The sequence below is a fragment of the Paenibacillus tyrphae genome (assembly GCF_027925525.1).
Classification (GTDB): Bacteria; Bacillota; Bacilli; order Paenibacillales; family NBRC-103111; genus Paenibacillus_G; species Paenibacillus_G tyrfis_B.
Window position 1 is genome coordinate 214,305 of sequence record NZ_BSDJ01000003.1, and the last position, 12,811, is coordinate 227,115.

Annotated in this window: 13 protein-coding genes; 10 read left to right on the plus strand and 3 right to left on the minus strand. The window is 50.4% G+C overall.

Features of this window, described 5'->3' with window-relative positions; translation table 11 throughout:
• Positions 1-609 precede the first annotated feature (609 nt).
• The 4 genes from QMG93_RS04625 (at position 610) to QMG93_RS04640 (ending at position 3,581) form a co-directional block, all read left to right on the plus strand.
• Positions 610-1,467, plus strand: a complete 858-nt coding sequence (locus QMG93_RS04625; RefSeq protein WP_281933918.1) for a DUF6345 domain-containing protein — start codon at positions 610-612, stop codon at positions 1,465-1,467.
• Between the two features lie 15 nt (positions 1,468-1,482).
• Positions 1,483-2,532 carry a hypothetical protein gene (locus QMG93_RS04630; RefSeq protein ID WP_281933920.1) on the plus strand — a complete coding sequence of 350 codons (1,050 nt, stop codon included), beginning with the start codon at positions 1,483-1,485 and terminating at the stop codon, positions 2,530-2,532.
• A gap of 70 nt (positions 2,533-2,602) precedes the next feature.
• On the plus strand, positions 2,603-3,046 hold the full coding sequence (locus QMG93_RS04635; RefSeq protein ID WP_281933922.1) for a hypothetical protein: 444 nt from the start codon (positions 2,603-2,605) through the stop codon (positions 3,044-3,046).
• A 79-nt stretch (positions 3,047-3,125) separates the two neighbouring features.
• Positions 3,126-3,581 (plus strand): TlpA family protein disulfide reductase, encoded by a 456-nt coding sequence (locus QMG93_RS04640; RefSeq protein ID WP_281933924.1) that lies wholly within the window; start codon positions 3,126-3,128, stop codon positions 3,579-3,581.
• Positions 3,582-3,746: 165 nt separating this feature from the next.
• Here QMG93_RS04640 and QMG93_RS04645 read toward each other — a convergent pair whose 3' ends face one another.
• On the minus strand, positions 3,747-4,355 hold the full coding sequence (locus tag QMG93_RS04645; protein WP_281933926.1) for a methylated-DNA--[protein]-cysteine S-methyltransferase: 609 nt from the start codon (positions 4,353-4,355) through the stop codon (positions 3,747-3,749).
• The gene (locus QMG93_RS04650) at positions 4,349-4,990 is read right to left on the minus strand and encodes a bifunctional transcriptional activator/DNA repair enzyme AdaA (RefSeq protein WP_281933928.1); all 642 of its coding nucleotides are present in this window, start codon (positions 4,988-4,990) and stop codon (positions 4,349-4,351) included. The genes QMG93_RS04645 and QMG93_RS04650 overlap by 7 nt, the downstream gene beginning before the upstream one ends.
• A 158-nt stretch (positions 4,991-5,148) precedes the next feature.
• On the opposite strand from QMG93_RS04650, the gene QMG93_RS04655 reads away from it, so the two are divergent.
• Positions 5,149-6,114 (plus strand): DNA-3-methyladenine glycosylase family protein, encoded by a 966-nt coding sequence (locus QMG93_RS04655; RefSeq protein ID WP_281933930.1) that lies wholly within the window; start codon positions 5,149-5,151, stop codon positions 6,112-6,114.
• Position 6,115: 1 nt separating this feature from the next.
• Here QMG93_RS04655 and QMG93_RS04660 read toward each other — a convergent pair whose 3' ends face one another.
• On the minus strand, positions 6,116-8,437 hold the full coding sequence (locus QMG93_RS04660; protein ID WP_281933931.1) for a bifunctional diguanylate cyclase/phosphodiesterase: 2,322 nt from the start codon (positions 8,435-8,437) through the stop codon (positions 6,116-6,118).
• Positions 8,438-8,680: 243 nt separating this feature from the next.
• Here QMG93_RS04660 and QMG93_RS04665 point away from each other — a divergent pair, with 243 nt between their 5' ends.
• The 5 genes from QMG93_RS04665 (at position 8,681) to QMG93_RS04685 (ending at position 12,783) form a co-directional block, all read left to right on the plus strand.
• Positions 8,681-9,349, plus strand: coding sequence for a hypothetical protein (locus tag QMG93_RS04665; RefSeq protein ID WP_281933932.1), 669 nt, complete (start codon positions 8,681-8,683; stop codon positions 9,347-9,349).
• Between the two features lie 114 nt (positions 9,350-9,463).
• Positions 9,464-10,156: a response regulator transcription factor gene (locus tag QMG93_RS04670; RefSeq protein ID WP_281933934.1), complete on the plus strand. Its 693-nt coding sequence runs from the start codon at positions 9,464-9,466 to the stop codon at positions 10,154-10,156.
• Positions 10,153-12,024, plus strand: a complete 1,872-nt coding sequence (locus QMG93_RS04675) for a sensor histidine kinase (RefSeq protein WP_281933935.1) — start codon at positions 10,153-10,155, stop codon at positions 12,022-12,024. Before QMG93_RS04670 ends, QMG93_RS04675 begins: the two co-directional genes overlap by 4 nt.
• A 158-nt stretch (positions 12,025-12,182) precedes the next feature.
• Entirely contained in the window at positions 12,183-12,311 is a 129-nt protein-coding gene (locus QMG93_RS04680) for a sporulation protein YjcZ (RefSeq protein ID WP_281933937.1), read from the plus strand.
• A gap of 121 nt (positions 12,312-12,432) precedes the next feature.
• The gene (locus QMG93_RS04685) at positions 12,433-12,783 is read left to right on the plus strand and encodes a YnfA family protein (protein WP_413789268.1); all 351 of its coding nucleotides are present in this window, start codon (positions 12,433-12,435) and stop codon (positions 12,781-12,783) included.
• Positions 12,784-12,811 lie beyond the last annotated feature (28 nt).

A 12,811-nucleotide genomic window follows, 5' to 3' on the forward strand; every position in this document is an offset into this window, starting at 1 on the left:
GAGATTAGTCAAATAAAGTTCGGATGTTAAAGGCGGGGAGCTTAACCCCGCCTGTTTTCTTACATTAATAATTCCCTCTTGCCCCCTCATTTTTACACCTCAAAGATCGGAGCGGTTAAAATACCGATAATCAGGAACGGTTACGATAATTCTGCTAATTTGGTAATACTCTTCTTGAACCTCCGCATGCAGAACTTTTCTGAACAAAGTTTAAAATCTTCGAATAGGAATATGTCTGATAGTATTTCAGATTTAATTAGCCCAAATATTCTGTTATAGGACCATTTTGATTTCAAACATGGGAATTTTTAACAAAATAAATGGATTTGATTTTCATCTTTAAGTACCACATTCCTTCTTCGAAAACCAATAAATAAGTACATTGTAACTATTAACACTTAATGTAATTATATGGTATTATATCCGTGTAATCCGATAAACTACTGAGGCTCGACAAAACATTTTATTTGAGGGAGGGTACTAAAGGATGGGGGGCGAACCAACCCCAAAAGATTTTTCGAGTATAAGTCTAGAACCAAGACACAATCGTTGATCATATTATGATGCTTTTGAAATTCTCTATCAATAAATCATAAAGGGTGAAAGAATATGTTTCCTAAAAAATTGTTAATTTCATCAGTTCTAACTGCTGTTCTGTCAATCAGTAGTGTTAACGCGGCTACAATTGATTTAGGGGCAACCAATCCGGCCGGGTATCAAAAATATGGCAATTGTGCACATGAGGATAGATACTCTGGTGCAGTTTATACAGACAAATTCATCAATGGCTTTTTTGATCCAGTTTTGAATTATTGGTATGCAAACAAAAAGTTTCTTTACAGGGATAATAATTCTTGGGAAACAGATTTACTCCATTCTGGTATGTACAAAATTGGTTACGATAATGTTGATTCTGTTGATTTTATGGTATTTACCGGACATGGCTATGGACCGGGAGGGCACGGTGTTACTTACAATTCAAATCACTTTTACACTATGAATAGTTCGTCGCTTTTTCATCCATCTGGCGACGAAGGTGAACGAGAAGATAATGCGAATGCTGATTCTAATGAGATTTGGTGGGGGTACGAGGGTTATAATGTTTCTCCGAAAACCAAGTGGGTATCAACATATAGCTGCAATTTTTTGAACAATAGTAACCCTAAGTGGGCAAGTATTATGCAGGGAGTACATATGGTTACTGGTTTTGGTAACGTTATGTATATGTACTCTGATGAAGGAACTTACTATTCTACGCAATTGAGACAAAATGCAAAGATAAAGGATGCATTTTTTAATGCCGCAAGGGCATATCAAATTCATAGTGCTGATCCAGTAATAGCTCGTGTTTTGGCTGCCGATATTTCAAAAGATGATACCATACAAAATTATAGTAGAAAGCCAGCACCGATCGGTGGTAGCGACGAGTATTATTACTGGTCTTTAACTGTTCAACCATCAAATTAATTAGGAGGGTAACCTATGACAAAAAAACATTTTATCTTTATTACAACGGCCGTTGTATTTTTTTTAACATTATATCTTTATGAGGGTAAAAAAGTTATTTTTTCTAATAGCGCAAATAGTGCTAACGAGAAATTAACACAAATTAATTTTCCTGAAGTAGGAGGAGGAGTTCCGCACGAAGAGTTCCAGGTTGAATTAGACAAAGTTGAGATGGAAAAGGTCCGGAAAATAAACAGTGAACCCTCTTATTTTAAGCACACTTCTGATTCACAAATTGAAGACAAAGTGGCAAAACTAAAGGAAGCATTTAATATTCAAGCATCTGGTACGAAAAATGAACTAGGCACTAAAATTGAAGATGAGAAACAATACTTGGAAGTTTTTAATAATGGAGTTTTCCATTATCACAATAAACATAGAAATGAATCAATATCCATTGACGTTACGGATGAGAAAGCGAAAGAAATTGCTACCGATTTTCTTAAAAAAAATAATTTATTACCAAATGATTTCACCATTACTAGTGTTGCTCATGAAACTCTTACAAATGCTAAAAATCCAAACGATAAAAAAGTTCTTAGGAAAGAAGTTTATTTTAACCGTTTATTAAACGGTACGAAGGTTTATGGTATTTCAAGAATAATTGTTTCAATTGGTGATAAAGGACAAATTGACACTGTCTTCTCTTTGAATCGTCCAATTGATCCGAAAGGAAATCCAATAAAATTAAAAAGTATCGATAATGTTATAGATGATTTAAAAAAGCTTAAAGGGACTGTAAAAATTCACTCTGATTCTAGGAAGGTGAAAATTAATAAAATTGAATTATCATATTGGGAAGACTCAACCCCAACTAGTACTCAAGAGTTTATTCAGCCAGTCTATCATTTAAAAGGGGACAATATAGATGAAAAAGGAATTACTATAAATTCATCTTTTGAGGCATTCATTTCGGCAATTCCTGACGAGTTTATCACTCCTGCAATTGTGCCAGAATTAAAACCTTCAGATAAAAAACCAGATACATCATTCGAAAAAAATACGGTTAATATTCCAAAAAAATAGTAGTTGTTAAGAAAAAGGTGGGTCACGAGTTTTGTTGACTCACCTAAAGTATTATTGGAGGTACAAATTATTGACCAAAAACCGGATAATTACTTCAATTGCTATCATATGCGGCATGTTATTTGCTATCTGCATAATGTTTTTTAATCAGTATAACCCCGAAGAAATGGCATGGGAGAGTTTTAGAAAAGAGCTCCGCTCAGAAAGTGTAACGAAAATTGTAATTTTAGGCACTCGCAGTCCAATACAAGTTAATGAATCAGACAAACAAAGTTTTTTAAATTTTTTAAATCAAGCAACCTACTATAAATCCAATATCAAATCTGAAGGTCCTACAGAAAAGTATATTATACAAGTTTTTTTTTCAAATGGAGAAAAACAGACGATAGGTTATTGGTATAAGGACATATTCGAAATCAGGCTAGTTAAAAAGAGCGATAATGCTCATTTTTTAATAAAAAGTAAAGCATTCAGTGATTATTTGGAGAGGATTGTAAATTACAGCAATGAATAATAGATTGAACTTTGGAATAATTTCAATTTATTGTTTGGTTTCTTGTGTCGTCATAATTATATTGATTCTAATCTATTTCATGAATAAGGATGGAGATACAAATATTAATATTAAAATTGGAAGTGACGCACCAACCTTCAATTTAAAAGATTTAGATGGCAGAGTACTTAAAAATTTTCCAAATGACAGATATACATTAGTTAATTTTTGGGCTTCTTGGTGCAAACCTTGTAGAGAAGAGGCAGCGATATTAAACCACTATCATCAAAAATACGGTGACAAACTATTTGTAATTGCAATTAATTCCACCAATAAAGATAACCTTGTAAGTGTTGTTAACTTTCAAAAAACATATAATGTTACTTATCCTATATTATTAGATAGGTCGGGGGAGGTAAGTAAGTTATACAAAGTTACAAGCTTACCTACTACATATATAGTTGACGATCGGGGTAAAATTGTTGAAGTATTATTTGGAAATTTAAATAGCAACGAATTAATCGATAAGATCAAAAATATAGTTCTTAGTCGTTAGCGATGCAATGACACCAACATACCATGAGACTGTCACTTTTAATCAGATCAAGTTCTCTGACAAAGCAAAAGAAGGCGTATTTAAAACGTTAAAATAATTGCCAACCAAGTTTGGTTACCCCCGTCGCTGACGGGGGTTTTATACTTGCGGGCATTTCCTCGATGCCTATCGCTGGCGCAAGCCGCGCTCCTCCCGGAGCGGGAAGCCTTCCAGGCGCAGCAGCCGCGTTTTGGCTTCCAGGCCGCCGAGGTAGCCGGTCAAGGAACCGTCCTTGCCGATCACCCGGTGGCAGGGCAGCACGATCGGCAGCGGATTGGCGCCGACGGCGGCACCGACGGGCCGGGCGGCCAGTGGCCTTCCCAACACCGCGGCCAGCTCCGCATACGTCCAGGTGCTTCCGTACGGAATGAGCCGGAGCGCTTCCCAGACCTCAAGCTGAAACGGGGTACCCCGCACATCGAGCGGCATGTCGAACGGGGTGCAGTCCCCCCGGAAATAAGCGGCGAGCGGCTCCATATAAGGGCGCAGCGCTTCCGTGCTTTCCACAAGCGATGCACTGGGCCAGTGAATGCTCGCCCAAGCGGCCAGCGCTCCGGGCTTCTCGTTCGGGAAGCGAACGCGGCAAAGACCCTGGTCCGTCGCCGCGATGTTCAGCATCCAATCCCCGTCGCGATAAGTGGTGCAATATACGTAGGGCGTCTGCGTGTCTTCCGCAGAGCCGCGTGAAGTCGGCGAAGCGTTCCCTGCATTGGAAACGGTGGCTGTATCTAACATGAGCGTCCCTCCTCGGTTCTCTTTTTCGACGGGTATGAGCCCGAGGCTTCCTGCGCCTGCCGGTAGGCGGTCGGCGAGAGCCCGGTTCGTTTATGAAACACGGTCGAGAAATAAGCGGCGTTCGGAAAGCCCGTGCGCAGCGCCACTTCGGTCACCGTCTCGCCGGTCTCCTTCAGCCGCCGCTTGGCCGCCTCCACGCGGGTAGCCGCGATATACTCCGCAGGTGTGACCCCCGTCAGCCGCTTGAACGTACGGTGCAGGTGGTAAGGGCTGGCATGCTGCGCTTCCGCCAGTACGGCGAGGGTCAGCGGCTCCGCATAGTGCGCCTCGATCCACTTGGCGGTGTGCCGGATCCATTCTTCGTCCGGCATCCCTTTGCCGTCGGGACGGCATCGCTTGCAGGGGCGGAAGCCTTGAGAGGCGGCGTCGGCTGCGCCGCGGAATATTCGCACGTGCTCCCTCTTCGGAGGCTTCGATTTGCAGGAGGGCCGGCAAAAGATTCCCGTGGTCTTTACGGCGTAAATCAATCGGCCATCGAGCGCGGCATCGTTGGCAATGATGGCGTTCCAGATATCGTCGGTTAACGCCGGCTCCGTCCGTTCGCGGTCCGCCGGCCGTTCATGCAGGTCAGTCATAGCGATCACCTCACGAGCTCAGTATACCCCGGCAGGTCTTGCGATGTAAGGGGGGACGAGTGAGAGCGCAAGATTTCAAAAGCGGAGAAGACCGGAGTATGGTAAAAAGGTATCATGAAGAAAAATAGCGGACGCTGATTGGACAAAGGAGAGAATGGATGATGAACGAAGCACAGCTTGCGGCAGAGCTTGCATTTCAAGAAGGATGGAAGGACGGCGGACACGAAGGGGAGCTTGTTCCGCGGGGGCCTTTCCGGTTTTCCGCCGCTCTTGCCTATATGGGGAGATCGGAGAACGAATGCCTGTTTTACGTCGATCAAGACAAAGACCGCGTGTACAAATGGATCGAAGCGGGAAGTGAGCGGGTGCTCGTCGAAATCTTCGGTGGTTCGGATGACTGTACCGTGCGTCTTAGGTTCCTTGACGAAGCGGCGCATGGGAATCCGCAGACTCGTCTGGCGGCGGCCCGCTATGTGTGGGAATGGTTCGACTTGGGGACGGATCTCGACGCGTTTTACCGGCTGGCCGAGAGCGACCTGCTGCTAGGGCCGTTAACGCAGCGGTTTTACGGGCTCCGGTGCATTGGCATTCCGGATTTGTTCGAGGCGCTGTGCTGGGCCATTCTCGGGCAGCAAATCAATCTGGCGTTCGCCTACACGCTCAAGCGGCGGTTCGTCGAATCGTATGGCGCTTCTATGGCTTGGGATGGCCGGACTTATTGGACGTTTCCGACGCCTGAAGCGATTGCCAGACTGTCGGTGGCCGACCTCACGCCGCTGCAGCTCACGTCCAAAAAGGCCGAGTACGTGCTCGAAACGGCGGCGCGCATGGCGGATGGCCGGTTGGCTAAGGAGCATCTGCTCAGCTTGGCCGATGCGCAAGCGGTTGAACGTGAGCTGACTGCCATCCGCGGTATCGGGCCATGGACGGCCCATTACGTGATGATGCGCTGTCTCCGGCTGCCGTCGGCCTTTCCCGCCGGCGACGTCGGGCTGCAGAACGCGGTCAAGCATCTGTTCGACATGGACAGCAAGCCGACGCCGGCCGAGCTGCAGCGGCTTGCGGCCGGGTGGAGCGGCTTTGAAGCGTATGCGACGTTTTATTTGTGGAGGGTGCTGTACTGAGTTAAGCTTCCGCAGTGTCTTTGTCACCGTGCCGGATCGCAGCCAAAAAAGCTTCCATCTCGCGCGGGGACAAAGGTCGGCTGAGCAAATAACCCTGTACGGTATCGCAGCCGATCTGCTTCAGCCGCGCAAGCTCCGCTTCCGTCTCTACGCCCTCGGCGACCGTCCGGAGTCCGAGCGCATGGGCCATGTCGACGATCGCTTGGACCAGAGCGCGGTTGACCGGATCATGGTCCAGCCCCTGGATGAACGTCTTGTCGATTTTGAGCACGCTGAAATCGAACTTTTTCAGGTAAGCAAGCGCGGAATGGCCGGTGCCGAAATCGTCGATGGCTGTCCCGATGCCAATCCGGCGCAGCTCCTTCAGAAGCTGGATCGTCGCCTCGGCCTTCGTCAGACCGGCGCTTTCCGTAATTTCGATCTCCAATTGGGAAGGATCGACCTCGTGCCGCTGCAGGATCTGCCGGATGCGTTCGGGCAAATGAGGCCGGTGCAGCTGCCGCGCGGATAAATTGACGGCTACCTTGACCGGATGCCCGAGCAAGGAGGTCCACTGGGCGTGCTGCATGCACACTTTCTCCAGCACCCATTCGTCCATATCGGCGATCATGCCGATCTCTTCGGCTACCGGGATGAACTCTTGCGGGCTGAGAAGCCCCATCACCGGATGGTTCCATCGCGTCAGTGCTTCCAATCCGGTCAAGCGGCCGGCCCGACAATCCATCTGCGGCTGATAGTACACTTCCAGCTGGCCGGCCTCCGCTGCCGCGCGCAGGCCGTTTTCCAGCATCAGTTGGCGCGGCAGCTTCTCCGTCCACTTGGGCATGTACAGCCGATATTCGTTCCGGCTCTCCTTGGCGGCGTACATGGCGGAATCGGCGTGCCTCAGGAGTGTTTCCATGTCGCTTCCGTCCTTAGGATAAAGACTGATGCCGACACTGCCGGTGATATAAAAATCATGTTCTGCGACGTGAAACTTCCGCGCAAGCTCCGCCAAAACGGTATCCGCAACGGCGGTCGCCTCCTTTGGGTCCCGCAGATGGGGCAAAATGATCGTAAACTCGTCTCCGCCAAACCGGGATACGATCTGTGGCGCTTCGACGCACTGAAGCAACCGCTGCCCAGCTTGCATGAGCAGCCGGTCTCCGATGTCGTGGCCGAGCGAATCGTTGATGACCTTGAACCGGTCGAGGTCGATGAAGAGCACCCCGACCATCGTGCCGATTTGCTGCGCTTCTTCCAGCGCGGCTTGCAGCTGATTTTGAAAATGACGCCGGTTCGGTAGCCCCGTCAGCCCGTCGTAATGGGCCAGGTAGCGAAGATCTTCTTCCGCTTTCTTGCGCTCCGTAATATCAGAGAAAATACCCGCATACGTCCGGACTTCGCCATACTCGTCCTTGATCGCTTTGATCGTCAGCCATTGCGGGTAAAGGTCTCCGGATTTCCGCTTGTTCCAAATTTCCCCTTGCCAGCTTCCGGTTTTTCGAATCGTCGTCCACATGTGTTGGTAGAAAGCTTTGTCGTGCTGCCCGGAGTATAAAATTTTTGGCGTTTGCCCGACCGCTTCCTTCGCCGAAAAACCGGTGATGGTTGCGAAAGCCGGGTTGACCGACAAAATTAGCCCTTCGATATCGGTAATCATGATTCCCTCGTGCGACGCTTCAAACACGCCCGCATGCATCCTCAGCGTCTGCTCGTCTTTTTTGCGTTCGGAGGTGTCGGAGTAAATGCCCACATAATTGACGATCCGCCCATGATCATCCTTGACGGCGTTGATGATCAGCCAGCCGGGAAACGAGCTGCCGTCCTTGCGCTGGCACCAGATCTCGCCCTGCCAGCTTCCATGGCGGATGCAGGCCCACATGTTGGCATAGAAGTTGTTGTCGTGCTTTCCGGATTGCAGGACGCAGGGCGTTTGGCCCAGCAGCTCACGGGCTTCATAGCCCGTCATCCGGGCAAACGATTCGTTGATATCGATAATCCGCGTCGCCGCATCCATAACCATGATGCCTTCCTGAGCGGATTGAAATACCCGCGCATATAACCGCAAGTGCTTCTCCGACGATCGCCGCCGGTCCGCCTCGCGCCGCAACCGGACGCTATAGCGCTGCAGGATGCGGTAAAATACGACGGAGTTCAACAGAAAAAGCCCCCAGCGCAGCAGTGTCGGCACATCCGGCGCCCCGTATCCCATAGCGTCAAGCAGGTTTGTTACCGTGTTCACAATAGCATTCGATAAAAAAATAAGAATCAGATTCGATATGATGAAAAAAAGCGTCACCGAGTCCAAAACGGGCAGCTTGCCTCGGTTGGCGGATCTCATATATCATTGCCACCTTTGCCATAGAATCAGTTTATTTCCTTGCATTGGAAAAAACTCTCTCCACAAGGTTATACTAGTAGCCGCTCGTTGCCTGTGATGAAGATCACACACAATTTCCCATATTGTTGCGATATTTTGTCCGCTTTGCTTTGTTACTTTAAGACTGCAGGGATAAACGCCCGTCCAGCAAGCGGGCATTCTCCTGCGAAAATCAAATTCAGATCAACGAAGGAGTGCAGGACAATGAAAAACATATTGAAGATGGGTACGATCGGCACGCTACTGCTGGCAACGGCTTTTGGAGCGATGGGTACGGCAGCGGCGGCCGAGCAGGCGAAGGAGGTACCGCCTGGCGTCCATTCGGGGGTTATGAATCCCGGCAACGGCGCTTATATGAGACTGCTGGCGAAGATCTACATACCGGAGAGCGCAGAGGAGTGGAAAAAAGCGGTCGAAGAGCGCAAGCAGGCGGAAAATGACATGACGGAAGCGACTCAGGCACGCATCAAGTTTAAGGACGAGCTGTCGCGCAATTATAAACCGGAGACCGCCCCTAAAGCGCCCAATGTCGAATATAAAGAAAACTCCGCTACGGGCAAAAAGCAACTGTTTATAGACGGTAAACCCGCAGATCGTTATTCAAACGGAAGGCCGATAGTAGACGGCAAGATTGTAGAAGGCATCGCTGTCGCTATAGAGGGTATGGATGGTATAATCGATAAAAGACCGGAGCAGTCCGAAGAGTCGAAGCGGGCGGAGGCATACGCGAAAGCGGTCGAAGCAGGCGATACGGAAGCGATTCGCGGGCTGCTGCCGAAGCTGCTGAACGATTACCGCAAGCAGACAACCGCAATCAAAGAAGAGGCCGCAAGAATGAAAGCGGAGGATGGCAAGATCAAAGCGGGTCTGTAAAAAGCGGTACGTAATCATATTTTATAAAAGGCGTTCTTTTCGGGCACAGTCAGGCCGAAGACGCCTTTTTCCTTTGGCGCAAACATGCTGGGACAGATACAGGAGAGGATTCGGATGTACCGTATTTTTTTGGTGGAGGACGAAGAACATTTGAACGGGGTGCTTTCCGCTTATCTTGAAAGCGAGGGTTGGCAGGTGCGTTCGTTTCTGAATGGCGGGGAGGCTCGTCAAGCGATAGGGGAACGGCCGGACCTGTGGATCCTCGACATTATGCTGCCTGGTATCGACGGTTACCAGTTGCTTCGCGAGATCAAGGCGGATCAGCCGCGGCTGCCGGTTATTTTCATTTCCGCGAGGGACGCCGATATCGATAGGGTCATTGGGCTGGAGCTGGGCAGCGACGATTATATGGCCAAGCCGTTTCTCCCGCGGGAGCTGGTCATCCGTACGCGCAAACTGCTGGAGCGCGTATACGGGGACGGAAGGCAAGACGCGGGGGCGGAGGCCCGCGGCCGCGCGCAGCTGCTCGTGCCGCCCTATATCGTTGATGAAGGTGGGCGAACGGTGAGGACGGAGAAAGGAAAGGCCGTGGACCTCACCTCCAAGGAGTTCGATCTGATTGTTTATTTTGGCCGGCATGCCGGCCAACTGCTTGATCGCGAGCAGGTGCTGGCGGGCGTTTGGGGCAGCGATTATTACGGGTCCGACCGCGTTGTGGACGATCTGGTTCGGCGGTTGAGGCGAAAGCTGCCGCAGCTGAGGCTGGAGACCGTATACGGATACGGGTACAGGCTGGTGAAAGCGTGAAGCATTGGCCTCTTGCCGTCAAATTATGGGGGATCTTTACTGCCTTGACGATCGGCAGTTTCTCGCTGCTGGCTGTGCTGCTGCCATGGACGTTGAAAGATTTTTTTACGGAACAGCTGTACGATTCCTTACTTGACCAGTCTCAAATGTATGCGTCCTCCCCGCCTCCTTTTCGTCCTTCCGACATATCGGCTTCTGCCATTATGGGGATGGCGGGCTTCCGGGAGATGATCAAGCGGGTTGCTCCTGAAAGCGAGGAGATGTGGAAACAGGCGTTTGGGGAGCGCGAGCTGGCGGAAAACGACATGGCGAAAGCGACTCAGGAACGCACCAAGTTCAAGGACGAGCTACAGCGCAGCTTCAATAAGAAGGACTCTCCTCAGAACGGCAAAATTGATTTTAAAGAAAGCGCTGCGGCTGGAGTGACCCCGACTTTAATCGGTAAGCATCCGGATAACGGGATCAACGGGGGGAAAGAATCGGAGCTTTCGGATAAGATGAAGCTTTTGGAGACGTACGCGCAAGATGTCGAAGCGGGAGATACGCAAGCGATCCGAGCGGAGGACGCGGAAGCGATCCGCGGATTGCTTCCGAAGCTGCTGGACGATTATCGCAAGCAGACGGCCTCGCTGAAAGAGGCCGCTGCCAGAATGACAATCGAGGACGATAAGCTCAAAGCAGAGGGAGCTATCAAGAAAACGGAGCCCTTTTTGCCGCCGCCGAATGGTCCGTCCGTTCAACATTTGATGCTGAGTACGAAAGGGAATATATCGTTATTCGAAATGAACGGCGCTTTGACCTCGGCCGATCCTCTCGTGCGAACTATGGCGCAGGATGCCCGGCTGCAACAGGCTCCCGTACAAAAGTATATGAGCAATATCGAGGGCAAGCTGGTCTTTTATGTCATCCGAATACAAGAGATTCAAGGCGGCCCCGGCTTCATGGTATCCTACACCACGAGCAGTTACCGCAACGATCTGGTGATGGCGATGTTCGGTCGGCTGGCGCTGCTCATGGCAGCGCTGATCGTACTGAGCTGGCTCCCGTGTCTGGGGCTGGCCCAATATTTGACGCGCCCGCTTGTGCAGATGGAGCGGCATGTCGGACGGCTTGCCAGACGCGATTGGCACGAGCCGCTGGAGACGGTCAGCAAGGATGAAATCGGGCGTTTGGGATCGGCCATCGAGACGATGCGTCAGCAGCTTGTAAGGCAGGACAAAACGCAGCAGTTTTTCCTCCATAACATCTCGCATGAGCTCAAGACGCCCGTCATGGTGATCCGCAGCTATGCCCAGTCCATTATGGACGGCGTCTTTCCGCGGAAAACGCTGGCCGGCAGCGTGGACGTCATTATGAAGGAATCGGAGCGGCTGGAGAAACGGATCCGCGACCTGCTTTATTTGAACAAGCTGAATTATTTTACGTCCCGGGAGAAGCCGCATCAGCCCTTCGATCTGAAAGCGTTGCTGGACGATACCGTGGAGAGGCTGCGCTACCGCCGCGCAGACATTGCTTGGGAGGTCAGCGTCCCGGATGCGGTCATGCTCACCGGCGACCGGGAGCAGTGGGGAGTCGCGCTGGAGAATCTGACCGATAACCAGCTGCGGTATGCGCAAACTAGTATCCGGCTTGAAGTGAAGCCGGGGGGAGCTGGAGCTCCCATCGTTCGCCTATGGAACGACGGGCCGCCGCTCGATGAGGAGACGACGCAAAGCTTGTTCGAGCCGTTCCAGACCGGAGGAGACGGGCAGTTCGGCTTAGGCCTTGCCATTGTCAAGCAAATCGCCGTCAACCACGGCTATATGGCCCGGGCCGCGAATGAAGAAGGGGGTGTCGCCTTTTATTTGGAACCGGGCGCTTCGGTCTAATCGCTTCCTTCCGGAATAGTCGCAAAAACTGCCATGCCGATGACCTGATGGTACGAGTAAAATGGACTGGGAAAAGCACACTTTTTGCCGCATAGTCCAAACATGCCATAGGGCAAGGCCATAGGATATACCATGTAAACGAAAGGAGGGACCGAACAATGGGTGGTTTTGGTGGCTTTGGCGGTTGCGGTGGCGGCTTTGGCGGCTGCGGCGGGTTTACTAGCACAGGTGTCATTCTCGTTCTCTTCATTCTGCTTGTAATCGTTCTTCGTTCCTGGTGGGCCTAATAGCGTGGCCCCTTGAAGATCCCGAGTTTTTACGGGATCTTTTTTTATACCTGCCCGCTGGTGAATCGGTATACATAGGGGGGATGCGGCGGTTAGAATGGAAAAGAACAAGAACCAGAGAATGAACGAGGAGAGGAAGGTTATTATAGTGCAGGCCGTCATCTTATTTATTCTCGCGGGGCTGGCCGAGATCGGCGGAGGGTACCTTGTCTGGTTATGGCTCCGGGAAGGAAGAGCGATCGGTTACGGCCTCGTCGGCGCGCTGATTCTTGTCGTGTACGGGATTATTCCGACGTTGCAAAGCTTTCCGAGCTTCGGGCGGGTGTATGCGGCTTACGGCGGCGTCTTCGTCGTCTTGTCGGTTCTGTGGGGCTGGGGCATCGACAAGAAAGCTCCGGACGTCTACGACTGGCTCGGGATGAGCCTATGTCTGGCCGGGGTCGCCGTCATGCTGTACGCCCCACGGTCCTAGCGCGGCGCCCTGGGAGGAAAGTGAAAAA

What these genes read in the sequence shown, in the direction of transcription:
- QMG93_RS04680 (WP_281933937.1), top strand. Translation starts at nt 12,183, where the DNA reads ATGGGTGGTTTTGGTGGCTTTGGCGGTTGCGGTGGCGGCTTTGGCGGC.
- QMG93_RS04650 (WP_281933928.1), bottom strand. Translation starts at nt 4,990, where the DNA reads ATGACTGACCTGCATGAACGGCCGGCGGACCGCGAACGGACGGAGCCG.
- QMG93_RS04655 (WP_281933930.1), top strand. Translation starts at nt 5,149, where the DNA reads ATGATGAACGAAGCACAGCTTGCGGCAGAGCTTGCATTTCAAGAAGGA.
- QMG93_RS04685 (WP_413789268.1), top strand. Translation starts at nt 12,433, where the DNA reads ATGAACGAGGAGAGGAAGGTTATTATAGTGCAGGCCGTCATCTTATTT.
- QMG93_RS04660 (WP_281933931.1), bottom strand. Translation starts at nt 8,437, where the DNA reads ATGAGATCCGCCAACCGAGGCAAGCTGCCCGTTTTGGACTCGGTGACG.
- QMG93_RS04640 (WP_281933924.1), top strand. Translation starts at nt 3,126, where the DNA reads ATGAATAAGGATGGAGATACAAATATTAATATTAAAATTGGAAGTGAC.
- QMG93_RS04665 (WP_281933932.1), top strand. Translation starts at nt 8,681, where the DNA reads ATGAAAAACATATTGAAGATGGGTACGATCGGCACGCTACTGCTGGCA.
- QMG93_RS04625 (WP_281933918.1), top strand. Translation starts at nt 610, where the DNA reads ATGTTTCCTAAAAAATTGTTAATTTCATCAGTTCTAACTGCTGTTCTG.
- QMG93_RS04670 (WP_281933934.1), top strand. Translation starts at nt 9,464, where the DNA reads ATGTACCGTATTTTTTTGGTGGAGGACGAAGAACATTTGAACGGGGTG.
- QMG93_RS04645 (WP_281933926.1), bottom strand. Translation starts at nt 4,355, where the DNA reads ATGTTAGATACAGCCACCGTTTCCAATGCAGGGAACGCTTCGCCGACT.
- QMG93_RS04630 (WP_281933920.1), top strand. Translation starts at nt 1,483, where the DNA reads ATGACAAAAAAACATTTTATCTTTATTACAACGGCCGTTGTATTTTTT.